Annotated in this window: 18 protein-coding genes and 1 pseudogene; 9 read left to right on the top strand and 10 right to left on the bottom strand. The window is 69.9% G+C overall.

All coding sequences use genetic code 11. The features are described 5' to 3' along the window. The first annotated feature begins 13 nt into the window (after positions 1 to 13). Positions 14 to 1,105, top strand: coding sequence for a glutamate--cysteine ligase (locus J7E89_RS12280; RefSeq protein WP_214972657.1), 1,092 nt, complete (start codon positions 14 to 16; stop codon positions 1,103 to 1,105). Positions 1,106 to 1,132: 27 nt separating this feature from the next. Here the strand turns inward: J7E89_RS12280 and J7E89_RS12285 are convergent, their stop codons facing one another. Beyond that, entirely contained in the window at positions 1,133 to 1,333 is a 201-nt protein-coding gene (locus tag J7E89_RS12285) for a hypothetical protein (RefSeq protein WP_214972659.1), read from the bottom strand. Positions 1,334 to 1,491: 158 nt separating this feature from the next. Continuing rightward, on the bottom strand, positions 1,492 to 1,989 hold the full coding sequence (locus J7E89_RS12290; protein ID WP_214972667.1) for a peptidylprolyl isomerase: 498 nt from the start codon (positions 1,987 to 1,989) through the stop codon (positions 1,492 to 1,494). 210 nt (positions 1,990 to 2,199) lie between these two features. On the opposite strand from J7E89_RS12290, the gene J7E89_RS12295 reads away from it, so the two are divergent. After that, positions 2,200 to 3,624 (top strand): PP2C family protein-serine/threonine phosphatase, encoded by a 1,425-nt coding sequence (locus tag J7E89_RS12295; RefSeq protein ID WP_214972669.1) that lies wholly within the window; start codon positions 2,200 to 2,202, stop codon positions 3,622 to 3,624. A gap of 59 nt (positions 3,625 to 3,683) precedes the next feature. Here J7E89_RS12295 and J7E89_RS12300 read toward each other — a convergent pair whose 3' ends face one another. Next, the gene (locus J7E89_RS12300) at positions 3,684 to 5,171 is read right to left on the bottom strand and encodes a hypothetical protein (RefSeq protein ID WP_214972671.1); all 1,488 of its coding nucleotides are present in this window, start codon (positions 5,169 to 5,171) and stop codon (positions 3,684 to 3,686) included. Between the two features lie 230 nt (positions 5,172 to 5,401). On the opposite strand from J7E89_RS12300, the gene J7E89_RS12305 reads away from it, so the two are divergent. Then, entirely contained in the window at positions 5,402 to 6,553 is a 1,152-nt protein-coding gene (locus J7E89_RS12305) for an aminoglycoside phosphotransferase family protein (protein ID WP_214972673.1), read from the top strand. Between the two features lie 71 nt (positions 6,554 to 6,624). On the opposite strand, the gene J7E89_RS12310 is transcribed toward J7E89_RS12305, so the two are convergent. From J7E89_RS12310 to J7E89_RS12335, 6 genes and pseudogenes are all read right to left on the bottom strand, one after another. Continuing rightward, positions 6,625 to 9,723, bottom strand: a complete 3,099-nt coding sequence (locus J7E89_RS12310; protein WP_251060455.1) for a ThuA domain-containing protein — start codon at positions 9,721 to 9,723, stop codon at positions 6,625 to 6,627. A gap of 53 nt (positions 9,724 to 9,776) precedes the next feature. Then, on the bottom strand, positions 9,777 to 10,673 hold the full coding sequence (locus J7E89_RS12315; protein WP_214972682.1) for a sugar phosphate isomerase/epimerase: 897 nt from the start codon (positions 10,671 to 10,673) through the stop codon (positions 9,777 to 9,779). Continuing rightward, positions 10,670 to 11,878, bottom strand: coding sequence for an ABC transporter substrate-binding protein (locus J7E89_RS12320; RefSeq protein WP_214972684.1), 1,209 nt, complete (start codon positions 11,876 to 11,878; stop codon positions 10,670 to 10,672). Before J7E89_RS12320 ends, J7E89_RS12315 begins: the two co-directional genes overlap by 4 nt. Then, positions 11,875 to 12,701: pseudogene (locus J7E89_RS12325) on the bottom strand (ABC transporter permease). The gene J7E89_RS12320 and the pseudogene J7E89_RS12325 overlap by 4 nt, the downstream one beginning before the upstream one ends. Beyond that, a complete protein-coding gene (locus J7E89_RS12330) occupies positions 12,698 to 13,690 on the bottom strand; it encodes an ABC transporter permease (RefSeq protein WP_214972686.1) in 993 nt (330 codons plus the stop codon). The pseudogene J7E89_RS12325 and the gene J7E89_RS12330 overlap by 4 nt, the downstream one beginning before the upstream one ends. 130 nt (positions 13,691 to 13,820) lie before the next feature. Beyond that, the gene (locus J7E89_RS12335; RefSeq protein ID WP_214972781.1) at positions 13,821 to 15,311 is read right to left on the bottom strand and encodes a sugar ABC transporter ATP-binding protein; all 1,491 of its coding nucleotides are present in this window, start codon (positions 15,309 to 15,311) and stop codon (positions 13,821 to 13,823) included. Positions 15,312 to 15,481: 170 nt separating this feature from the next. Here J7E89_RS12335 and J7E89_RS12340 point away from each other — a divergent pair, with 170 nt between their 5' ends. Beyond that, positions 15,482 to 16,666, top strand: coding sequence for an ROK family transcriptional regulator (locus tag J7E89_RS12340; RefSeq protein ID WP_251060439.1), 1,185 nt, complete (start codon positions 15,482 to 15,484; stop codon positions 16,664 to 16,666). Between the two features lie 104 nt (positions 16,667 to 16,770). Further along, positions 16,771 to 17,802, top strand: a complete 1,032-nt coding sequence (locus tag J7E89_RS12345) for a glutathione S-transferase family protein (protein ID WP_214972690.1) — start codon at positions 16,771 to 16,773, stop codon at positions 17,800 to 17,802. Between the two features lie 6 nt (positions 17,803 to 17,808). Here J7E89_RS12345 and J7E89_RS12350 read toward each other — a convergent pair whose 3' ends face one another. Continuing rightward, on the bottom strand, positions 17,809 to 18,336 hold the full coding sequence (locus J7E89_RS12350; RefSeq protein ID WP_214972691.1) for a MarR family winged helix-turn-helix transcriptional regulator: 528 nt from the start codon (positions 18,334 to 18,336) through the stop codon (positions 17,809 to 17,811). A 152-nt stretch (positions 18,337 to 18,488) separates the two neighbouring features. Between J7E89_RS12350 and J7E89_RS12355 the strand changes: the two genes are divergently transcribed. The 4 genes from J7E89_RS12355 to J7E89_RS12370 all read left to right on the top strand — a co-directional run bounded on the left by J7E89_RS12355 (position 18,489) and on the right by J7E89_RS12370 (position 23,807). Then, the gene (locus J7E89_RS12355; RefSeq protein ID WP_214972693.1) at positions 18,489 to 20,078 is read left to right on the top strand and encodes an MFS transporter; all 1,590 of its coding nucleotides are present in this window, start codon (positions 18,489 to 18,491) and stop codon (positions 20,076 to 20,078) included. Between the two features lie 146 nt (positions 20,079 to 20,224). Next, a complete protein-coding gene (locus J7E89_RS12360; protein ID WP_214972695.1) occupies positions 20,225 to 21,256 on the top strand; it encodes a PHP domain-containing protein in 1,032 nt (343 codons plus the stop codon). A gap of 70 nt (positions 21,257 to 21,326) precedes the next feature. After that, the gene (locus tag J7E89_RS12365) at positions 21,327 to 21,599 is read left to right on the top strand and encodes a YkvA family protein (RefSeq protein ID WP_214972697.1); all 273 of its coding nucleotides are present in this window, start codon (positions 21,327 to 21,329) and stop codon (positions 21,597 to 21,599) included. Positions 21,600 to 21,815: 216 nt separating this feature from the next. Beyond that, positions 21,816 to 23,807 carry an N-acetylmuramoyl-L-alanine amidase gene (locus J7E89_RS12370; protein ID WP_214972700.1) on the top strand — a complete coding sequence of 664 codons (1,992 nt, stop codon included), beginning with the start codon at positions 21,816 to 21,818 and terminating at the stop codon, positions 23,805 to 23,807. The last annotated feature ends 158 nt before the right edge of the window (positions 23,808 to 23,965 follow it).

Below are 23,965 nucleotides of genomic sequence, written 5' to 3' on the forward strand. Positions count from 1 at the left end.
AGAGGCAGTCGTCGTGCGTAGTGTCGGAGTGGAGGAGGAGCTCCTCCTGGTGGATGCGCGGACCGGCGAGCCGCGGGCGTTGTCGACAGCGGTACTGGCAGCCGTGTCCCGGGAGGGCGGCGGTGATCCCCCGGTCTTCGAGGCGGAGCTGCAACGGCAGATGCTGGAGATCGCCACCCGGCCGAAAACCGCGATGGAAGATCTCGCGGAGGAGATTGTCCGCTGGCGGGCCGAGGCCGCGCGCCACGCGCGGGACCTGGGCGCGGCCGTTGCCGCGCTGGCGACGTCTCCGCTCCCGGTCAGTCCGGCCGTCGGAAGCGGCGAGCGCTACCGGTGGCTGGAGGAGCAGTTCGGACTGACCACCCAGGAGCAGCTGACGTGCGGGTGCCATGTCCATGTGTCGGTGGACTCCGACGACGAGGGTGTCGCCGTCCTGGACCGGATCCGGCCGTGGCTGTCCGTGCTGCTCGCGATGAGCGCGAACTCCCCCTTCTGGCAGGGCAAGGACACCGGTTACAGCAGTTATCGCAGCCGGGTCTGGGGCCGGTGGCCGTCGTCAGGTCCGGTGGAGATCTTCGGCAGCGCCAACCGGTACCACGAGCAGGTCGGCGCCATGCTGGCCACGGGGACGCTGCGGGACAAGGGAATGGTGTACTTCGACGCCCGGCTCTCGCACCATTACCCCACCGTCGAGGTACGGGTCGCCGACGTCTGTCTGGATCCCTCCACGACGGTGCTCCTGGCCACGCTGGTCCGCGGCCTGGTCGAGACGGCGGCCCGCCAATGGCGGGCCGGCGAGCCGCCCGCACGGCATGCCGTGGTGCTGCTGCGGCTGGCCGCGTGGCGAGCCGGGCGGTCAGGACTGGAGGCGGAACTGATCCATCCGGACACGATGCGTCCCGCACCGGCCGAAGCGGTGGTGCGGGCGCTGTTCGCTCATGTCCGGGACGCGCTGGAGGACAGCGGTGACGCGGGTCCCGCTCAGGAACGTCTCGCGGCGCTTCTGAAAGGCGGGAACGGCGCGCTGGTCCAGCGCGATCTGCTGCACCGCAACGGTGGCCTGCGGGGTGTGGTCACCGAGTGCGTACGCAGGACCCAGGGCTAGCCGCCCCGGTCACGGTGGTCCGCCCGGTCACGGGTGATCGGCTCGCTGGTCCGGCGGCGTCCCGCCGCCCTCTCCGCCACCCTTGTTTCCCTTGTCGGTCCCGTGGGCCTGCTTGCTGCCGCGCTTCCCCGCCTGGTCGGCCTGCGCCGCCTTGAGTTCGGCGCTGTCCTGCGAGGTGGCGCCGCCCTTGTCACTGCGCCGCTGTTCAGGCTGCTGCGGATTCGACATTCCCATCCCTGCTCTCTGATCGAGACGTACCTACGTACGGCGCGTTCCCACGCGAAACGGAGGCAACACATCCAAACATGGCCAAATGTGAGCGCGCCGGCCGACGAGTGGCGTCGGCCGGCGCGCTCAGGGTCACAGGCTCAGAGAGCGGGAGGGGATCAGATGACGCCGGACTCGGAGATGGTGACCTTGGCCTTCGGCTTGCCGCTGGACGTGCCGTAGCCCTCGATCTTCTTGACGAGGTCCATGCTGGCCTGGTCGGCGACCTCGCCGAACACGACGTGCTTGCCGTCCAGCCACGGCGTCACCACGGTGGTGACGAAGAACTGGGAGCCGTTGGTGTTCCTGCCGGCGTTGGCCATCGACAGCAGGCCCGGCTTGTTGTGCGTGAGCTTGAAGTTCTCGTCCTCGAACTTCTCGCCGTAGATGCTCTTTCCGCCGGTGCCGTCGCCCCTGGTGAAGTCGCCACCCTGGAGCATGAAGGCGGGGATGATGCGGTGGAAGGAGGACCCGGCGTAGCCGAAGCCCTTCTCGCCCGTGGCCAGCGCGCGGAAGTTCTCCACCGTCTTGGGGACCACGTCGTCGAACAGGTTGAAGGTGATGCGCCCCTCGGGCTGGTCGTTGATGGTGATGTCGAAGTAAGCCTTGATCGTCATGGTTCTATCCTGACATCCCGGACGACTTCTCGTGCATCCGGCATCCCGTGGAGCGTATCCGGCCACTCTCAGCGAGGCTTCTGACATATGCCAGAAGCACCACCGTATCGAGTGTTGCCAAATCCCTTACGGGCCTTTCCCGGCTGTGCCACAGTCGTATCTGGTCCATCCATCGGAACTGGCCTGGCCGTGCCTGTATCGGAGTACCACATGCCGTCCCATCTGTTCGCGGACCGTCCTGCGCCACAGCCTCCCGAGCGGGGCTCTGTCGACGCACTGATTTCGCAGACCCGTCGGCTGCGTGTCGATGTGGCCGCGGTGCGCCGGGACGCGGTCGCGGTGGACGACGAGGACCCGCAGGGGCGCTGGCAGCGAGCTCTCTGCGACCTGGCGGTCCATCAACTCGACGATTTGGGCGCCCACTTGGGGCAGCTCAAGGCCGGGTTGCCCGCCGAGTCCGAGTCGGCACCCGCCGCCCTGCCTCCGGCCGCCGCGAGCGGCACGTCGTTACTCAGCCGGGTCGGCAGCGCCGAGTGGAACCTGCTGACCGACGAGGCGAACTGGTCCGACGAGCTGTACGAGATTTTCGGCCGTCCGCCCGAGAGCGGGCCACTGACCCTGGACGAGCTGCCGTCCATGCTGTTCGCCGAGGACCAGGGCTTCCTTGCCTCGATGGTCACGGACTGCCTGGTCGACGGGAAGCCGATCGACGGCGAGTTCCGCATCGTGCGCACCGACGGCGTCGTACGGACCCTGCACATGATGGGCGAGCCGGTGCTCGACTCCGACGGCTGCACCGCCTCGATGTGGGCGGTGCTGCGGGACGTCAGCGAGCTGCGCCGCAGCCAGCGGGCCGTACGCGAGACACGTGACTCGCTCCAGCGGCAACAGCACATCGCGCGGACCGAGCACCGGATCGCGGTCGAGCTGCAGGAATCCGTGCTGCCGCCGCGGCACGGTTCCCTGCGGCTCCCGCACGGCGGGCCCGCCGCGCTCGATCTCGCCGCCCACTACCTGCCGTCCGCGTCGAGCGCGATGATCGGCGGGGACTGGTACGACGCCCTGGAACTTCCCGACGGCCAGACGCTGCTGACCGTCGGCGACCTGACCGGCCACGGCGTCGCCGCCACCTCAGGTATGGCCATGCTGGTCGGCGCGCTGCGCGGGATGGCCGTGGCCGGCATCGCACCCGGAGCGCTCATGGGGCATCTCAACCAGCTGCTGGAAGCCTCGACCCAGCCCGCGCTCGGCAGCGCCATGTGCTGCCGTTACGACCCGGTCAGCCGGCTTCTCACCTGGGCGCAGGCGGGTCACCCCGCCCCGCTGCTGTTCCGCGAGGGGACGGGGCGCTCGCTGACGCCGCCCGAGGGCGTACTGCTCGGGGCGACATCCGCTGCCGCGTACGAGCAGGCCGAAGTGCAGCTTCGCCCCGGCGACCTGCTGGTCCTGCACACCGACGGGATCTCGCGCCGCAGCGCCACCGACGATGCCGGCCCCTCCAGGCTGCTGGACCTCGCGCCGCGCTTCGCCGAGGCCCGCAGCGCGCAGGAGTGCGTGCGGCTGACCGTGGAGGAGTTCGGCGAGGCGGAGCGTCAACACGACGCGTGCCTGCTGATCGCCCGGATTGCCGCGTAGGCGTAAGAGTGGGAGTAGTGGAGAGTAGCTGGGCGTAGTTGTCGTACGGGGCAGCCGGTCTAGATGCTGGCGCTCCTGTTCGTCTTCTTCACCGGCAGTGCCAGCTGGATCTCCTCGCGGAGGTCCTCGATCTTCGGGTAGCCCGCGTACTCGCCGGTGAGCCGGTACATCTGGCGCAGCCGGTCCCACGTGCGGTGTGAGGAGGTCTCCCCCATCGACACCAGCGCGAGGCGTGCGTACCGGTCGGCCTGTTCCGGGTCGTCCGCGATGAAGCACGCGGAGGCCAGCGAGAGGTAGTCGAAGATCTTCGACCGCTGCCTGCCGCCCGCCCGCAGATCGAGCGCCTGCTTGGCGTGCCGCTGTGCCGTGATCGCCGCCGAGGGGTCGTGCTCGGCGAGCGTACGGAAGGCGAGGGCCTGCATCCCGTGCATGTCCGCCTCGTCGAACATCTGCATCCAGCTCGGCGGCGGGACATCGCCCTTGTCCGATACGAACAGTTCCTCCGCCTCCCCCAGCGTGCGCCGCATGGCCTGGCCGCGGCCCATGGCGGCCTGAGCCCAGGCTTCGATGGTGTGCAGCATGGCGCGGGTGCGGGGCAGCATCTGGTCGCCGGATCCGGACTTGGCGAGCTTCATCAGGTCGAGGGCGTCGTCGGGCTTTCCGAGGTGCACCATCTGGCGGGCCGCCCGGGAGAGGGCCTCGCCCGCACGGGGGCGGTCGCCGCCCTCACGGGCCGCGTGGGCGGCGATGACGAAGTACTTCTGGGCGGTGGGTTCGAGGCCGACGTCGTGCGACATCCAGCCGGCGAGAACCGCCAGGTTGGCGGCGACGCCCCACAGCCGGCGCTGGAGATGGTCGGGGTGATGGTAGGCGAGCATGCCGCCCACTTCGTTGAGCTGGCCCACTACCGCCTTGCGCTGGAGCCCGCCGCCACGGGCGGCGTCCCAGGCGCGGAACACTTCGACGGAACGCTCGAGCTCTTCGATCTCCTGCGACCCGATGGGGGCGGCCTCATAGCGGTCGTACCCAGCGGGGTCGGCGTGCAGGGGGTCGTCGATGCGTGGAGCGTCGGCCGTCAGAGCGGGGTCGGTGTGCAGCCAGTCGTGCATGGCGCTGCTGAGTACGGAGCCTGTGGCGAGCGCGGCGCCCGCGCCCACCAAGCCGCGTCGGTTGAGCATGAGGTCCATTCCCGTGAATTCGGTGAGGACCGCTGCCGTCCGTTCGGGCGCCCACGGAAGACCGTCGGGATTCTCTGCGTTCCTGACGTCTCGCCGTTTCCCCGTGCGCCCGTGCCGGTCGAACCCGAGGTCCTCGATGGTCACGACACGGCCGAGTCGCTCGGTGAACAGAGCTGCCAGCACTTTGGGCACGGGATCGCGTGGGGCTTCCCCCATGTCGATCCAGCGTCGTACGCGCGAGGTGTCGGTCGCCAGCTGCGGATGGCCCATGGCCGCCGCCTGCCGGTTCACCAGTCTCGCGAGTTCGCCCTTGGACCAGCCGGCGAGGCCGAACAGGTCTGCCAGGCGGGTGTTGGGTTCTCCGGTCACGTCAAGCCCCCAGGTTCTCGGCTGATTTCGACAGTAGCCCCGTGTCAGATGCGTCGGGGATATTCGCCAGGGTTCGCCAGGGTCCGCCACATGGTGTGCCACCCGCAGGCGGGTGTCAGGTAAGAAAGCGCCACCCCGTTCCGGCGACCGGCCGGTACTCCCCAGGGTGTTGACCGGTTGCCGGGGCGGGTGGCGCACGTAACTCGTCGGCGCGCGAAGGGATCTGTCCCATGTACACAGCATCGTCCTCCGTGTCCGCCCCGCCTCGGCCGTACCGTCCAGTGGCGACGGGCAGCGGACCGTATCTCGACCCCAACCACGCCGGCGGAGCGTCACTCGGCGCGGGCCGGGCCCGGCGCGCGGCGGCGGGGCTGGGCACTCAACCGCTCAGCGGGAGACTCGACTTGTCCGGCCCTCAGGGCGCGCAGCTGAGGATGGCGATCGCCTCGGTGCACCGGATCTGCCCGGAGTTCAATCCGGTGCAGGTACTGCGCCGCAGCGGACGATCCGTACTGCTCGTCGGCACCACAGGCCGCGCGACCGCGGTCGCGAAGTGCTTACTGGACCACTCCCCCGCGTGGGCGGAGCGGTTCCGGCACGAAATAGCTGCCTATCGCGCGTTCGTCCGGCACCGTCCACCGGTGCGCGCGCCACGGCTGATCGCCGCGGATCCGGACAACTGCACTCTGGTGATCGAGCGGATACCGGGCCGGGTCGCGGCCCTCACGCGGCATCCGGCCGAGGCTCCGCCGCGTGCCGATCTGCGAGCGGTCCTCGGTGCGATCACGCGGGTCAACTCCTGGCGGCCGCCGCCCGGAACCTTCGACGCGCCGCTCGACTACGCCTCGCGGATCTCCCGGTACCACGCACTGGGTCTGCTCACGGACCGGGATCTGGGAGATCTTCAGAAGCTGCTGCACGGGGTCGCGCACGCGACCGGCGGGCGGCAGAGCATGGGGCAGTTCTGTCACGGCGACGCCCTGCTTTCCAACATCCTGCTGTCGCCGGCCGGTCCCGTTCTGGTCGACTGGGAGCACGCGGGCTGGTACCTGCCGGGGTACGACCTGGCGACGCTGTGGGCGGTGCTGGGCGACGCTCCGGTGGCGCGGCGGCAGATCAGCCAGCTGGCGCAGGCGCCGGGCACCGCGGCGCGGGACGCGTTCCTGGTGAACCTGATGCTCGTACTCACGCGGGAGATCCGTACGTACGAGACCGCTGTCCAGCGCACCATGCGCGAGGCCGCTCCGGTGAGCGGGGCGGCGGGGCAGGCGCCGGCGGGTGCGGTTCCGACCGGCGAGGAGCAGCGGTTGCTGCTGCGGCGGCTGCACGACGACTGCGCGATGGCCCGGCGGGCCGTGCGCGCGGCGGTCGGTACCCGCTGAAGGAGAGGGCGAAGAGGGGGAATGCACTGGCCCACCCGGTGATCTTCAGCCGGGTGGGCCAGTGGCTTTGTCTACGGGCTCTGGAATTCGACGGCGTCGACGTCGAACGAGTTGTTCTGCGGTGACGTGAAGACGAGATAGAGCTTGTGGGTGCCCGCGAGCGCCTCGACCGGGACGGCCGGGGTGGCCTGGTAGGTGTCCCAGCCGCCGGTGTTCGGTACCGGGGTGGTGGCGAGGAGCTTGCCGTCGGGGGCGTCGGCGCGCAGTTCGATCGCGCCGACGCCGTAGGGGCTGGACAGCTTGTAGCTGACCTTGCCGATGCCTTCGACGCTCATGGGGTGGAACGCCACCCAGTCGCCGTTGGACACGTCGCCGATGCGCTTGCCGTTCTCGGCGCCCGCCTGGGAGACGACGCGGGTGCCGGACTGGGCGTCGTAGTACTCGGCCTGCTTGTGCTTGGGCTGGAGGACCGAGCGTCCGTAGCCGGTGAGGGCGCCGACCTCACCTACGCTCTCGCCGCCCTTGTCGGTGTACTTGGCGTTGAGTACGTAGGTGAGGTCGGCGCCCTCGGGGTGGCCGCCCAGGTCGCCGGTGTCGACGGTTCCCTCGCAGCCCGGGATGTCGGTGGTGGGGTGCTCGTGGTCGTCGTGACCGAGGGCCGGGTTGACGGTGACCTTGGTGCAGTCGACAGGCCCGTCCTCCGGGTCGGTGACAGTGATCTTGTACGGGATCTTGTCGCCGAAGTTGATGAGTTTGCCGTCCACGGGGAAGTCGATGGTGACCTTTGGCGCCGTATTGCCCGCCGTGATGGGGATGTTGGCGTACCCGGACTTGCCGGTGGAGTCGGTGACCTTCAGCTGGGCGTTGAAGTCGCCCTTGGCGGTGTACGTGTGGGTGGGGTTCGGGTCGGGTGAGTCGTACGTGCCGTCGCCGTCGAAGTCCCAGGCGTAGGTGAGATTGTCGCCGTCCGGGTCCTGGCTGCCGGCACTGGAGAATGCCGTGGTCAGGGGCACAGGGCCGTTGGTGACGGAGGCGGCCGCCTTGGCGACGGGGATGCGCTGCCCCTGTGCGTAGTCGATGCGGTAGAGGCCGGAGTCGTTGTTGCCGCCGCCGAAGGAGCTGCCCCATTCGAGGACGTACAGCGATCCGTCGGGGCCGAAGGTCATGTCCATCGGCTTGTTGAACTTCTGCGACTTCAGGAAGTCGTTGATCTCGAGGAGCTTCTCGTCCCGGTCGAAGCGGATCTCCTTGACGGAGTTGCGCGACCACTCGTAGAAGAAGCTCGCGCCCTCGAAGTAGGCCGGGAACTTCGTCTTGGAGGGATTCTTCGGGTCGTAGTGGTAGACCGGGCCGCTCATCGGGGCCGAGCCGCCCGTGCCCATCTCGGGGAATTCCTTGGAGGCGCCGTAGCCGTACCAGATCTCCGGCTGCTGGAGCGGGGGCAGTTCGGTGAGGCCGGTGTTGTTGGGCGAAGGGTTGGTGGGGTTGCCGCAGTCGAACTTCGGGCCGACTTCCTTGGTGCCCGGGTTGTACGGGGCGTACGCCTGGTTGTTGCCGTGGCAGAACGGCCAGCCGAAGTTCCCGGGCTTCTTGATGACGTTGTACTCGACCAGCCCCTCCGGGCCGCGATCCGTGGTGGGCAGCCCGCGGTCGGGCCCGTAGTCGGAGACGTGGACGTACCCGTTCTTGGGGTCGACGGTGAAGCGGAACGGGTTGCGGAAGCCCATGGCGTACACCTCGGCGCGGGTCTTCGCCGTGCCCTTGGCGAAGAGATTGCCCCTGGGGATCGTGTAGCCGCCGGAGTCGGTGGGCTTGATTCGCAGGATCTTGCCCCGCAGGTCGTTGGTGTTGCCGGCGGTGCGGGCGGCGTCGAGCATCTGCTTGCCGGGGCGCCAGTCGATCGGGGCGTACCCCTGCCAGTCCGGGTCGAGGTTCGGCGGTACGTCGTCGCCCGTGCCGAGGTAGAGCGTGCGGTTCGGCCCGAACTCGACGGCGCCGCCGGTGTGTCCGGGTTCGGGGAAGGTGCGGTCGCGGTACGCCGGTACGTCGAGGAGCTTCTTCTCGCTCGCCAGGTCGAGGGTGTCGCCCTTGACGGTGAAACGGGAGAGGCGGTTGACGTCGTCCTTGGCTCCGGAGGGGGCGTAATAGAGGTAGATCCAGTGGTTGTCGGCGAAGGCCGGGTCGAGTTCCATGCCGACCAGTCCGTCCTCGCCACCGGTGTAGACGTCGAGCTTCCCCGCGGTGGTGGTGGCGTGCGTGGCGGGGTCGAAGATCTTCACTTCGCCGCTGCGCTGGGCGTAGAAGACCCGGCCGTCCTTGGCCACGTCGAGTTCCATGGGGTCGGCGGTGTTCTCGTCGAGGGCGACCTTCTCGTAGCCGCTCCAGACCGTGCCTCCGCAGTCGCCGGGCTTGTTGCCCGCCGCCCACTGGACGCCGCCGACGACATGGTCGCGGAAGTACGCCTCGCTGTACGCGGGGGTGTCGTGGCCCATGGCGGTGGCCCAGACCTTGCCGCCCTCGGTGTTGCGGCACCAGGAGATGGGGTGGTCGGCGCCCATCGCGGCGCTGCCCGGGTTGTACGTCGTCTCGTCGGCCGTGACCAGGACGTGGACGTCGCCGCGCGGGTTGGCGTCGAAGTTGTACCACTCCTCGGGTCGTTCCCAGCGCTCGGGCAGGCCCTTGGTCGAGGGGTGGACGCGATCGGCGACCTTTGCTGTGCCCTGGAGGACGCCGGGCGAGTGGGCGGGCATGTGGACGCCGCCGTTGATGGCCTCGTCCCACCACGGGAACTCTTCCTCGACGCCCATGTCGAGGGTGTTGTGGATGGCGACGATGCCGCCTCCGCCGCGTACGTACTTCTTCAGGGCGTCGCGCTGGGCGTCGGTGTCCCAGACCATGCCGGAGTTCTGCAGCATGACGATGACGTCGAAGTCCGCCAGCTTCGCGTCGTCGAAGACCGTGGAGTCAGCGGTCTGGACGACCTCGAAGTTGTTCTCGGCCGCCTCCTCCTTGAACATCTGGATTCCGGCGGGGATGGACCCGTGGACGTAACCGACCGCTTTGGTGAAGAGCAGCGCGCGGAAGGCGGGGGCCTTCTCGACGGCGGTGGCGGGCAGTGCGGTCGCGCCGAGCAGCAGCGCCATGAGCAAGGCGGTCAGCGCTCTGCGCATGTCGCGGATGCGCGGTATACCGCCGAAGCGGGGTATGTCACGGGCATGACATCTCATGAACCGGTCCTCTCGGGAGGGGAGGCGAGAGCCCGGCGCAGAAAGGCCAGGCCCTCGGTGGCGATGGTGTCCTGCGAGGGGGCGAGTGGGCGCCAGACGGACGCCGCGACCGCGATGGCGTCGTTGTGGGCGGTGAACGATTCGATGCAGAGCGGCCCTTCGTAGCCGCTCGCGGCGAGCGCGGCGAGGAAGCCCGGCCAGTCGAGGTGGTCGGCGCCCGGAGTGCCGCGGTCGTTGGCGCACACCTGGACGTGCGCGATGCGGCCGGCGGCAGCGCGGACCGCGGCGGGCAGGGAGCGCTCCTCGATGTTCTGGTGGTACGTGTCGAGTGCTACGCCGATGGATCGTGCGGGCAGCGGGCCGATCGCCTCGACGGTCTGGGCCACGGTGTTGAGCAGGCTCGTCTCGTAGCGGTTGAGCGGCTCGACGGCGATGGTCACCCGTGCGGCGGCCGCGTGGCGAAGGACGGGGGCCAGGTTCTGGCGCCATTCCTCATACACGGCGGCCCGTTCCGTGCGGTCCATGCGCCAGGTGCGGCCGACAGCGGCGTACACCGGTCCGGCGACGACGGGCGCGCCGATGGCGTGCGCCGCGTCGACACACCGCAGCAGGTAGTCCTGGGTGGTGAGGACCGTCCGCGGGTCGGACCGTACGAGACCGCGGTCCGGGGGCATGACGGCGATGACCGCGGCAGGGACGAGTCCTGTCGCGTCGAGAAGTTTCGCCACGTGGAACGGGTCCCAGTCGGACGGGCCCTCCAGCGGCAGTTCGACGCAGTCGAAGCCCCAGGCGGCAAGCCTGGGCAGGGCCTCGGTGAGCGCCTCGTGAGTCACCGGCGAGTGCCAGATCCACGGGTTGGCGCCGACGGGGTTCGCATGGTGCCGGCTCGTCATCCCTGACCACCCCACACCTTCGGGAAGCCGGGCAGGTCCTCGCAGCCGCACATCGCGTAGTGCAGAGGCGGCATGCCGGGCTTGAGATACTGGGCCAGATTGTCCTGGGTGACGGTGGGCTGCGGGAGCTTCCACTCCTTGGGGACTTCCTCGCCCTTCAGGATGCGCAGGGCGGCGATCACGGGCGTACGCCATTGGAAGGTCGGGTACGTAGGGGCGATCGCGGTGAGGCTCTTGTCCTGCCAGGCCTGGAGGAAGTCCTGTTGGTCCTCCCCCGTGATCGGCGGTACGTCCTTGCCCGCGTCCTCGAACGCCTCCACGGCGGCGACGGCCGTCGCGCCCGAGTCCATCCATACGCCGTCGATGTCGCCGTGCCGGGTGAGGGCGTCGGCGACGACCGACTTGGTCTTGGCGGGGTCGCCCTCGGTGAACTTCACGTCAACGACGTCGAGTTCGCTGTCGTCGAAGACGACCGTCGCGGCCGACCAGCGTGTTTCGAGGACGTCGACACCTGGCGAGATGCGCAGGGCGAGGATCTTGCCCTTGGGCTTGACCTTCTCCTTCAGGAATTCGGCGGCCACCTGCCCGTATCCGTACCCGCCGATGGGGTTGATGAAGGTGACCGCGCAGTCGGTCTCGACGCCGCGGTCGAAGACGATGACGGGAACCTTGCCGCAGGCATGCTTCACGGCGGGGGTGAGGGTGGCGGTGGTGTTCGGGGAGACGATCAGGGCGTCGCAGCCGCGGCCGGTGAGCTCCTGGATGTCGGAGATCTGCTTGTCGTCCTTGCCCTGGGCGTCGAGGACGGTGAACTTGGTGATCTCCTTGTGCAGTCCGGCCTCTGCCTTCATGTTCTTCATGCCGACCTGGCGCCACGGGTTGAAGACACCGGCGTTGGAGAAGCAGAGGTGGATTCCGTCGCCGCCTTCCTTCTTGTGCGTGGTGGTGTCGGCCATCTTGGGGCTCAGCATCTGTTCCCAGGGCTTGTCGGCCGGGCCCTGGGGTTTCCGGGACGAAAGGCTCAACTGGCGGTCATACTCCGCCTGTTGAAAGAATTTCGAGTGCTCGCCGGTTTCCGCTGTGGGCGAGGAGGGCCCGGTGGGTGCGCCTGGTGGCGCGTCGCTGGAGCAGGAAGTGATGAGGGCGGCCGAGAGCAGTGCGGCGGCGGCCGGGACGAGGGCGCGTCCGCGCGTGGACGACGTCATGAGGGTTTCCCTCCCGAGGAGTGTGTACGGCGGCGGCGCAGCCGGGACCAGTCGGCGGCTCCGAGGCCCACCGCGGCGATGACGATGACGCCTTGGACGGTGGATTCGAGGGCGCCGGACACGCCCTGGAGGTTGAGCAGGGTGAACAGCGCCTGGAGTGAGAACGCGCCCGCCATCGCGGCGACGACCGAGCCGCGACCGCCGCCGAGGACCACTCCGCCGAGGACGACGGCGGTGATCGCCTCGAACTCGTAGCCGCGGCCCGCCTGCGCGGAGACGCCGGAGAAGCCGCCGACCAGGACCGCGGCGAGGGCGGCGGCCGTACCGGACAGGACGAACGCGATGGTGCGGGCGCGGGCCACGCGGACCCCGGCGAGCGCGGCGGCGCGCTCGCTGTCGCCGGTGGCCATGAGCGTACGGCCGAAGTCGGAGCGCATGAGGAGGGCGGCGGCCGCTCCGGCGGCCGCGCAGGCGAGGACCGCCCACGGGAGCCAGCCGAGGGCCGTGCCGCGGCCGAGCTGGCGGAAGGCGGTGGGGAGCGCGCCGTGCGGGGAGCCGCCGGTCCAGAGGCGACGCCCGCCGTGACGATCGCGCCGACGGAGAGGGCGAACTCGCCGCACACGATGACCAGGTACTGGCCCGCGGCGAGGATGACGAGGGGTGCGGCGCGCTTGATGAAGGCGAGGAAGCGGTCGGGTTCGTAGAAGGCGGGGTCGGTGAGGGCGAGGGCGGCGAGCAGGACGGCAAGGAGGGCGTAGACGGGGGCGCCGGTTCCGAGGGATCGCACAACTCTCTTGGCGGGGGCGGCTGTTGTGGTCGTCATGCCTGCCTCCCCGGCGAGCGGCGGGCGTAGAGGGCGACGGCGGCGATGATGACGACACCGCGGACGACGTTCTTGAAGAACGGGTCGACCGAGAGCTGGTTGAAGACGCTGTCGAGTACGGCGAGGACGAGTACGCCGCCGAGGGTGCCGGCCACGCCGCCTCTGCCGCCGGCGAGGGCCGTGCCGCCGAGGACGACGGCGGCGATCGATTCCAGGTCGTAGCGGGCTTCGGTGCCGGCCCAGGGGGCGCCGGCGCCGAGCCGGGACGCGAGGAAGAGCGCTGCCGCGCCGACGCAGAGCGAGCACAGGACGTGCGCGGTGATGACGGTACGGCGGGTGCGTACGCCGGACAGGCGCGCGGCGTGTTCGTCGCCGCCGGTGGCGTACATGTGGTGGCCGAGGCGGGTGCGACGGGTGATCAGCCACATCGCGACGGCTACGGCGGCGAGGAGGAAGAGGGAGACGGGGACGGGGCCGATGCGGTCGTAGCCGAGGTGCTGGAAGGAGGCGGGCACCTTGCCGGCGGGCCCGGCGTAGTTGTCCTCGATCCAGCCGCGCAGGATGAACGCGGCGCCGAGGGTGGCGATGAAGGCGTTGACCTTGAGGCCGGTGACGACGAGGCCGTTGGCGAGGCCGACGGCGCCGGAGAGCGCGAGCACGGCGATGACGGCGGTGAGGACGCCGGCCCCCTCCATGGTCTCGGCGGCGACGAGGGTGCCGAGGCTGATGAGGTAGGCGACGGAGAGGTCGAGGGAACCGGTGAGGATGACGGCGGACTGGCCTACGGCGACGAGGCCGAGGGCTACGCAGTTCTGGAGGATGCCTACGACGTTGGTGAGGGTGAGGAAGTCGCCTCCGTCAGCGGCTACGACGATCCATCCGACGAGGGTGACGGCGAGGGCGGCCAGCCAGACGCCGGTTACCGGGTCGGTGAGGCGGAGCCGGGTGACTGTTGGCGGGGCGGCGGCTGCGGTGCGGAGGGCGTTCACCGGGGCCGCCTCGGTGTCCTGCGGAGCTGTTCCCCGACCCGCCCCTTCCCGAACTGGGGGCAAGCCCCCAGACCCCCGGGAGGCCCTGCGGGCGTGTCCTCAAACGCCGGACGGGCTGGATTCGGCGGCTTCATGCAGCGTCCTCCTCTGGGGCTTCGGTGCCACCCGTGGCCAGGCGCATGATGGCTTCTTCCGGGGCGCCGGCGGGAAGTTCGCCCGCCAGACGGCCCTCGGACATGACGAGGATGCGGTCGCTCATGCCGATCAGTTCGGGCAGCTCGGAGGAGATGCTCAGTACGGCCAGACCCTCGCGGGCGAGTTCACGGACCAGGGTGTGAATCGCGGCCTTCGCCCCCACGTCGACGCCCCGCGTCGGTTCGTCGAAGAGCAAGACCTGAGGACGGGCGGCCAGCCACTTGGCGATGACGACCTTCTGCTGGTTGCCGCCGGAGAGGAACTGGACCTGCTGGTCTTCGCCGTGGGCGTGCAGGCGTACGCGTTCGAGGAGGGCCGTGAGCGCCCGCGCCGCCGGTGGCCTGCCGCGAACGGGGACCGCGCGGGTGACCAGGAGGGCGTTGTCGCGTACCGACTGACGCAGCGCCAGCCCCTCCGCCTTGCGGTCCTCGGTGACCAGCGCGATTCCGCCCCGTATCGCCTGGCGCGGGCGCGTCGGCCGCAGCGGGCCGCCGCCCACCGTCATGGCGCCGGTGGTGAAGGGCGCGGCGCCGAACAGCGCGCGGACCAGCGACGTACGGCCGGACCCCTGGAGGCCCGCCACGCCCACCACCTCGCCGGCGCGGAGCGTGAGGCCGATACCGCGTATGCGGTCGTTGCCGCCGCCGGTGACGGTGAGTCTCGCCGCGCCGATCTCCTCAGGGCGGGCGCGCGGCGGGTAGTAGGAGCCGAGGTCCCGGCCGACCATGGCCCGTACCACCTCGTCGATATCGGTCGCGTCGGTACGGAGTGTCGTCACGCGGCGGCCGTCTTTGAGGACCGTGATGCGGCCGGCCAGGTCGAAGACCTCACGGAGCCGGTGCGAGATGTAGAGGATGCCGAGGCCGCGCGCGGTGAGGCGGCGTACGAGCGCGGACAGTAACTCCACCTCGTGGTCGGCGAGCGGCGCCGTCGGCTCGTCCATGACGAGGACGCTGACGTCGGAGGCGAGCGCCTTGACGATCTCGACGGTCTGCTGACGGGCCACGGACAAGTCGCGGACGAGGGTCCGGGGCGTGATGCCGGTTCCGTCGATCTCGGCGAGGAGTTCGGCGGTACGCCGCTCCATCGCCCGGCGGTCGACGAGGCCGCGCCGGGTCGGCTCGCGGCCGAGGAAGACGTTCTCGGCGACGGTGCGGTGCGCGAGGAGGGCGAACTCCTGGTGGATGATGCCGATTCCGGCGGCCTGCGCCTGGGCGGGGTGCGCGAAATGGTGCGCCGTACCGTCGAGCGTGATGGTGCCGGTGTCGGCGGTGTGCTCGCCCGCGAGGATCTTCATGAGGGTGGACTTGCCGGCCCCGTTCTCTCCGACGACGGCGTGCACTTCGCCGGGTTCGAGGTCGAGGCCGACATCGTGCAGCACTCTCACCCCGAGAAAGCTCTTCGATACGCCCTGCATCGTCAGCATCGCCATTGCCAGGCTCCTCAGAAAGCGTTTGCTGAGCAATGTCCTGACCGGGCTTTGACCTGTCAAGGGTTCAAGCAGGGTTAGGTGAAGGCGAGTTGGACCCTACTTATGCCGATGTTCGAACACCAACTACCTTGTGAGCAGCGGAAGTCGTCCTTATGGTGACTGCCATGGACCACAGCAGTTCCGCCGCCGCCCATTCCCCGGGCCAGGTGCTGACGCTGATCAGTTCGGGGGCGGTGAGGACCCGCGCCGACATCGCGCGGCTCACCGGCCTTGCTCGTTCCACCGTCTCCCAGCGGGTGGACGCGCTCATCGCGCACGGCTTCGTCGACGAGGAGGCCGACGGCCCTTCGACCGGTGGGCGGCCGCCCCGCAGGCTTCAGCTGCGCACGCGCGAGCACACGGTCGCCGGGGTGGACCTCGGGGCGTCGCACTGCCGGGTGGCGCTGATGGATGTCGGCGGGGCGACGCTCGCCACGCGCGAGGACCCGCTGTCGATCGGTGACGGGCCCGAGTCCGTGCTGCGCCATGTGGAGCGCACGCTGCACACGCTGCTGAAGGAGGCGGATCTGGACCCGCGCACGCTGCGTTCCATCGGGGTGGGCGTGCCGGGGCCGGTGGAGTTCTCGACGGGGCGGCCGGTCGATCCGCCGATCATGCCGGGCTGGCACCAGTACCCGATTCCTGAGTTCTTCGCGGCGCGGTTCGGGGTGCGGGCGCTCGTCGACAACGACGTGAATGTGATGGCGCTCGGGGAGCAGCGGACCGCGTTCCCCGGCTGCCGCTATCTGCTGTACATCAAGGTCGGTACGGGCATCGGCTGCGGCATCGTCGCCGACGGGCGGCTGCATCGCGGCGCGCAGGGCTGTGCCGGCGACATCGGGCACATCCGGGTCGGTGACGAAGCGCATCTGTGCCGGTGCGGCAATTCGGGCTGTCTGGAGGCGGTCGCGGGCGGTTCGGCGATCGCGGCCCGGCTGGCGGGGCTCGGCCTGGACGCGGCGTCCGGCAGCGACGTCGTACGGCTGGTGAAGTCGGGCAACCGTGACGCCGTACGGATGGTGCGCGAGGCCGGCCGCGCGGTCGGCGAGGTGCTGGCGGGCCTGGTCAACTTCTTCAATCCGGACACGGTGGTGCTGGGCGGGGCGCTGGCCGCCGTGCACGACCAGCTGCTCGCGGGCGTACGGGAGGCGGTGTACCGGCGGTCGCATCCGCTGGCCACGCATGTCCTGCGGATCGAGCCGAGCCGTACGGGGGAGAACGCGGCGGCGGCCGGCGCCGGGATCCTCGCGATCGAGCACGCGCTGTCGCCGGCGGAGGTGGACCGGGCGCTGGCGCGGGCGGCGTCCTGAGCGCGGGGCACCGGCAGGGGGGTCAACCGCGTGCGCGAGCGGGTTTGGGGTACTGGGCAACGACGGGGAGGGAGCTCAGTACCCGACCGGGAAGGGAGGCCACGATGAGCCGCGCCCACGACGACGACACGGACGGCAATGCCGCGTACGGGAAGAGGACCTTCACGCGGTCGAAGAGCCACTTCGCGGACCGCATCACGGCCGACGGCCAGGAAGGCTGGCCGGTCGAGGCGGGCCGCTACCGGCTCGTGGTGAGCCGCGCCTGCCCCTGGGCGAGCCGTGCGGTCGTCTCGCGGCGGCTGCTCGGGCTGGAGAGCTCCCTTTCCCTGGCCGTCGCCGATCCGATCCAGGACGACCGCAGCTGGCGGTTCACCCTCGATCCCGGGGACCGCGACCCCGTTCTCGGCATCCGGTACCTGAGCGAGGCCTACGACGCGCGGGAGACGGGGTATCCCGGAGGGGTCAGCGTCCCCGCGATCGTGGACGTACCGAGCGGCAAACTGGTGACCAACGACTACCAGCGGATCACGCTGGACTTCGCGACCGAGTGGACTGCGCTGCACCGGCCGGGCGCACCCGATCTCTACCCTGAGCCGCTGCGGCCGGAGATCGACGAGGTCATGGAAGGCGTCTACCGGGACGTCAACAACGGGGTGTACCGGACGGGCTTCGCGACGGACCAGGGCGAGTACGAGGACGCCTGCCGAGACGTGTTCCGTCGGCTCGGGTGGGTGTCGCGGCGGCTCGCGGACCGCCGCTATCTCGTGGGGGACACGATCACGGAGGCGGACATCCGGCTCTTCACCACGCTGGTGCGCTTCGACGCGGTCTATCACGGCCACTTCAAGTGCAACCAGTGGAAGCTGGCGGAGGATCCCGTGCTGTGGGCGTACGCGCGCGACCTTTACCAGACACCCGGATTCGGGGACACCGTCGACTTCGACCACATCAAGCGCCACTATTACCAGGTGCACACCGGCATCAACCCGACCGGCATCGTGCCGCTGGGGCCCGATCTGTCGGGGTGGTCGGCCCCGCATCACCGTGAGGCGCTGGGCGGTCGTCCGTTCGGTGACGGTACGCCGCCGGGTCCGGGGCCGGAGGGTGAGCGGGTGCCGGCGGCGGGGCGGCCCTAGCCGGCGTCAGCTGCGGCCGGGGGAAGGCCGGGTGCCTGGCCGGCGCTCCCCGTACTCGTGCGCGAGCAGCGATTCCATCGTCGCGCGCAGATGGCTGACGAAGTCTTCGACCTGTCGCAGCTGCTCGGGGGTGTACTGCGACATCTCCGCGGCCATGCGTATGGCGTAGGGGCCGAAGAACTCCTCGGCCCGGGGCCTGATGTCCGGGCTGCTGCGCAGGGTCACGACTCTGCCGTCGGTGTGCTCACGGGTACGGACGATGTGCCCTGCCGTTTCGAGGCGGTTCAGCAGGATGGTCGTCGCGCCCGACGACAGGGAGATGCGCTCGCTCAGCCGGGCGGGGGACAGGGGCGAGCCCTTGTCCTCGGCGTACAGGATCTCGGTGAGCGCCGCGGCGTCCGTGGAGTGCAGGCCCAGCCAGTTCGCGAAGCGCTGGGTGAACTCGGTGTAGTTGGCACCGAACGCGCGCAGGCCGTCCATGAGGCGGTCTCGCTGCTCCTCGACGCCGACGGGCTTCGCCTTCTCCATGGACATGTACCGCTTCCGATCTGCGCCGTGGGCCGCTCTACCGCTCCGTTGACAACCTACCTCGGCGCATTCTAGCTTTGCGGCAAAGCTAGTTAGCTTTGCCGCAAAGTTATATTGAAGGTGGAGTCATCTTGAACGGCACTGCACAGTCCCCTCCCATGCGTCAGTGGCTCGGCCTCATCGCCGTGTCCCTGGGCGTGGCCCTGATCGTCGTGGACATCACGATCGTCAACGTGATCCTCGCCCCGGTCATCGACGATCTCGGGATCACCTCGAGTGAGGCCCAATGGATCCAGGAGTCGTACGCCATCGCCTTCGCCGCGCTGCTTCTGATCACCGGGCGCCTCTGCGACCTGCACGGCGCCCGGAAAATCTTCCTCGCCGGCCTCGTCGTGTTCGGCCTGACGAGTGTGGCCGCGGCGGTCGCACCGAACGGCGGCCTGCTGATCCTGGCGCGGTTCCTTCAAGGCGCCGGTGGAGCCACGATTCTGCCTGCGTCGCTGGCCCTGGTGAACGCGACCTTCACCGGGAAGGCCCGCGGCCAGGCGTTCGCCGTGTGGGGATCGACGATCGGCGCCGCAGCGGCCGTCGGTCCGCTGCTGGGCGGCTGGCTGGCGGACTTCTCCTGGCGCTGGGCCTTCGGCATCAACATCCCGCTCGTGGCTTTGATCATTGTGGGCACCCTGGTCCACCTGCCCGCGTCGCCGCGCGTTCAGGGGCGTCTCGACAGCCTCGGCGGCGCGCTTTCGGCGCTGGGGCTCGGCCTGCTGGCGTTCGCGCTGATCGAAGGACGTACCTACGGCTGGTTGGTCAGCGTTGAGCCGCTCACCATCGGCGGGTTCTCCTGGAGCAGCGGTCCTTCTCCGGTTCTCGTCGCCTTCGTCGCGTCGGCACTGGCCCTGGTCGCGTTCTGGCGGCGGCAGGCGGCGCTCGGCCGCTCACAGGCCGAACCACTCATGGACGTCCGGCTGTTCTCCATCCCGTCCTTCCTCAACGGCAACGTCGTGACGATGCTCGTCGGCCTCGGCGAGTTCGGCATCATCGCGGTGATGCCGCTCTGGTTGCAGTTCGCTCTGGACTACAGCGCGTTCCAAGCGGGGCTCGCACTCGTCGCTCTCGCCGTGGGGAGTTTCTGCGCGAGCGGTGCGAGCTTTTCGATGGCGGCCCCCTCCCTGGCACTGGTACGGCTCGGGCTGCTTCTCGAGGCCGCCGGCCTGGCCATGCTCGGACTGATCGCCGCAACCGACAGCGCCTGGTGGCTGATCGCGATCGCACTGTTCGTCTACGGCGTCGGTGTCGGCTTCGCCACGGCGCAGGTCACCAACGTCGTCCTCGTGGACGTCCCCGTCGAGAGCGCCGGACAAGGGGCGGGCATCCAGAGCGCGGCACGTGAACTGGGCGCGGCCCTCGGCATCGCCGTGCTCACCACGCTGTTCTTCAGCACACTCACCTCCAGCCTGCGTGATCGCCTCACCAGCACCGGCCTTTCGGGCCGGCGTGCCGAAGAGCTCAGCGAAGTCGTGACGGAGAGCGCCGGATCGGCGATCCCGTCACTGTCGGCCGACCCGCTGACCGCGCGGACCGCGGACGCCGCACGTGAGGCGATGTCCGCCGGCCTCGAGATCTCCAGCTATGTCTGCGCGGGGCTGCTGTTGCTGGCGCTTTTGACCACACTGTTCATCGGCCCCAGGGCCGCGCCCGCCGGTGCGGAGCGCGAGCCTGTGCGGCAGAAGCCGGGCGCGCACTGATTCCCGGCGCACTTCTTCCGGCCCAGGCAGGAGGGATGGAAATCGTCCGCCGTAGCCGGACGTGCGGGGGACGGAGTGCTGGGTGAAGCTGGACACCCCGGCCGGCCCGGGTGCGTACTGCCGGACCCACCCGACAAGAGGTGCCGATGGATCCCGTCGAGGCTCTGGAACGGATCGCGTTCCTGCTGGAACGGGCCCAGGCCCCCACCTATCGCGTACGCGCGTTCCGCACCGCCGCCGCCACCGTCGCCGCACTCCCCGAAGAGGAGACGGCGAGCCGGGCGGCGGCGGGCTCGCTGGAGACGCTCAAGGGCGTCGGGCCCAAGACCGCGCAGGTGGTGCGCGAGGCGTTGGCCGGCGGGATGCCCGCGTACCTGAAGCGGCTGGAGGAGGAGAGCGGGGGGCCGCGGACCGAGGGCGGCGAGCACCTGCGCGCGCTGCTGCGCGGCGACTGCCATCTGCACTCCGACTGGTCGGACGGCGGAAGCCCCATCGAGGAGATGGGACGGACCGCCGCGGCGCTGGGGCACGAGTGGGCGGTCCTCACCGACCACTCCCCCAACCTGACGGTCGCGAGCGGGCTGTCTCCCGAGCGGCTGCGCGAACAGCTGGAAGTGGTGGCCGAGCTCAACGAGCGCTGGGCGCCGTTCCGGCTGCTCACCGGCATCGAGTGCGACATTCTCCTCGACGGCTCGCTCGACCAGGAACCCGAGCTGCTCGACCAGCTCGACATCGTGGTCGTGTCCGTGCACTCGAAACTGCGGATGGACGCCGCCGCCATGACCCGCCGTATGGTCGCCGCCGTGAGCAACCCGCACGCGGACATCCTCGGTCACTGCACCGGCCGGCTGATCACCGGACGCGGGCGGCCCGAGTCGCAGTTCGACGCCGACGAGGTCTTCGCCGCCTGCGCCGCGTCGGGCACGGCCGTGGAGATCAACAGCCGGCCCGAGCGCCTCGATCCGCCCCGGCGGCTGCTGCGCCAAGCCGTCGACGCGGGTGTGCTGTTCTCCGTCGACACCGACGCGCACGCGCCCGGACAGCTCGACTGGCAGATCTACGGGTGCGCCAGGGCCGAGGAGTGCGGGGTGCCTCCCGAGCGTGTGGTGAACACCTGGGCCATGGACGACCTGCTGAGGTGGGCCCGTACGCGCGACATACCGTCCTCCGGTGCCTGAACCGCCCCGCGCACGGGCAGACGGTGAGAGTGAGAGAGAGTGTGCCCGACGCGAGCCGCCCGGAGGTCTCATGAGCACCGAAGCCTGGATCCTGGTCGCCGTCGCCGTGTTTCTGGTGGTGGCGACGCTCGCCGTGGCGGTATTCGTGCTCGTACGGCTGGTCCGGGCCCGCCGGAGTGTGCGAGCGGCGGGGGTTCCGGAAGATCGCCCCTGGGTCTTCTGGGCCGCTGTCGCCTACCTCGTCCTGCCGACGGATCTCATGCCCGACCCGATGTACCTCGACGACATCGGCGTGCTGCTGCTCGCTCTGAAGTCGGTGCGCGCCGGCCGCGACGCGACCTGACGTCAAATCCCGGCCGGCCCCTGTACGGTTATTGGTTTACACCACTGACGCGTCGCAGGCCCGTACGCCGTCGCTGCGAAACTCCGTCGCACCAGTGCTGACGTGCGAAATCGACTGCGACCCAGGCTCATTGACGGATCGTCCGGGACCCGATACCCCTGTAGTCGAGTCCCAGCCCGCAGGCCCTTCGCGTACCACTCGTCCCTGGAGGCCGCATTGCAAGGATCCGTCACGTCACGGTCCACGAGCGTCGCACGCGGACGCGCCTGGCAGGCGGGGGGTTTCGTGGCGTCCGTCGCGCTCGTTCTGCCGCTCCTGTCGGCCGGCCCTTCCGCCACCGCGGAGCCGCCCGCGTCCGGCGCGTTGCAGCGCGACTTCGCCGCTGCCGCCGCGCAGTACGGGGTGCCGCAGAGCGTGTTGCTCGGCGTGTCGTACTTACAGTCCCGCTGGGACTCGCACGCCGGCGCGCCGAGTGTGACCGGCGGCTACGGCCCGATGCACCTCACCGACGCCGAGGCCGCACTCCAAGTCGCGCGCGAAGAAGCACCGCACCACACGGACCTGGACGAAGACCCGCGCGGTGACGACGCGCGCGCGGTGCGCAGAGGTGGCGAGGTCGAGCTGCCGAAGGCATCGGAACTGCCCACCCGGCTCAAGACCTTGGAGCGAGCCGCCACCCTCACCGGGCTGCCGGACGCGGAGCTGCGGCAGAGCCCCGCCGCGAACATCCGGGGCGGGGCGGCGCTGCTGGCCGCCGCGCAGAAGCAGCTCGGGCGGCCGCTCAGCGCGGACCCGGCCGACTGGTACGGGGCGGTCGCCCGCTTCTCCGGGGCCGACGACACGGCGACGGCGACGACGTACGCCAATGATGTGTACGACGTGATCGGGGCGGGCGAGCGGCGTACGACCGACAGCGGTCAGCAGGTCGCGCTGGTCGGCGACCCGGGGCTCGTACCCGACCGTACACAGGTCGCGGACCTTGGGCTGCGGACCGCCGACACCGGGCTCAGCGAGTGTCCGAAGACGGTGGCGTGCGAGTGGATTCCCGCGCCGTACGAGGAGTTCGGGGACGGCGACTACGGCAACCACGACAAGGGCGACCGGCCCAGGAGCCAGGGCGTCGACTACATCATCGTCCACGACACCGAGGCCACCTGGGACACCACACTCAAGCTGGTCCAAAACCCGGAGTACGTGTCCTGGCAGTACTCGCTGCGTTCGTCGGACGGGCACATCGCACAGCACGTACCGCTCAAGGACGTGGCCTGGCACGCGGGCAACTGGTACATCAACTCCAAGTCGGTGGGCCTGGAGCACGAGGGTTTCCTGACCTCGCCGGACGCCTGGTACACCGAGGCGATGTACCGCACGTCGGCGCGGCTGGTGAAGTACCTGGCGAAGCGGTACGACATCCCGCTCGACCGGCAGCACATCCTGGGCCACGACAACGTCCCGGGAACGACCACCGCGAACATCCGCGGGATGCACACCGACCCCGGTCCGTACTGGGACTGGGCGCACTACTTCAAGCTGCTCGGCAGGCCCTTCACGCCGTCGGCGGGTCCGAACAGCGGTGTGGTGACCATCCGGCCGGAGTACGCCAGGCATCAGCCCCTCTACACCGGTTGCGTGAAGGCCGGCCAGCCGTGTGCCCCGCACGGTTCGGGCGCCGTCCGGCTGCACACCGCGCCCGCCGCCGACGCTCCGCTGGTGAAGGACATCGGGCTGCGTCCCGGCGGCCAGGACTCGACGACCGGCGTCAATGACACAGGCGCCCGCGCGTCGACCGGTCAGCAGTACGCCGTCGCCGAGCGCAGGGGTGACTGGACCGCGATCTGGTATCTGGGGCAGCAGGCGTGGTTCCACAATCCGGGCACGCAGCCGACCGCCGTGAATTCCCGCGGTCTGCTGCTGACGCCGAAGGACGGGGCCGCCGACGTGCCGGTGTACGGGCGGGCCTACCCGGAGGGGGCGGCGTACGCGGGGACGTCCGTACCGGTGCAGGCGGTCTCGCCGCTGCCCTACAAGCTGCTCGCGGGCCAGCGCTATGTGGTGGGCGACCGTGCACCGGGCGAGTACTTCTTCGCGCCGACGTTCGAAACGGCGGGGCACCGGGTGATACGCGGCAAAGAGGCGTACTACGAGATCCAGTTCGGGCACCGGGTGGCCTACGTGAAGGCCTCTGACGTGCGCGTACTCGCCTCTTAGCGGCTCACGGCAGGAACAGGGGCGCCATCGGCCACGACGGGCGATGGCGCCCTCTTGTATGACTAATTGGCGTGGCGAGTGGCGGAAAGGGGCGCTGGGTAGGGCTGGGCGGAATTGACCGGTCCGCGCCCACAGTGGGTGCGCGGACGTCCTGGAAA

Origin of the sequence: Streptomyces sp. ISL-100, from assembly GCF_018614615.1 — a bacterium.
Taxonomy (GTDB): Bacteria; Actinomycetota; Actinomycetes; order Streptomycetales; family Streptomycetaceae; genus Streptomyces.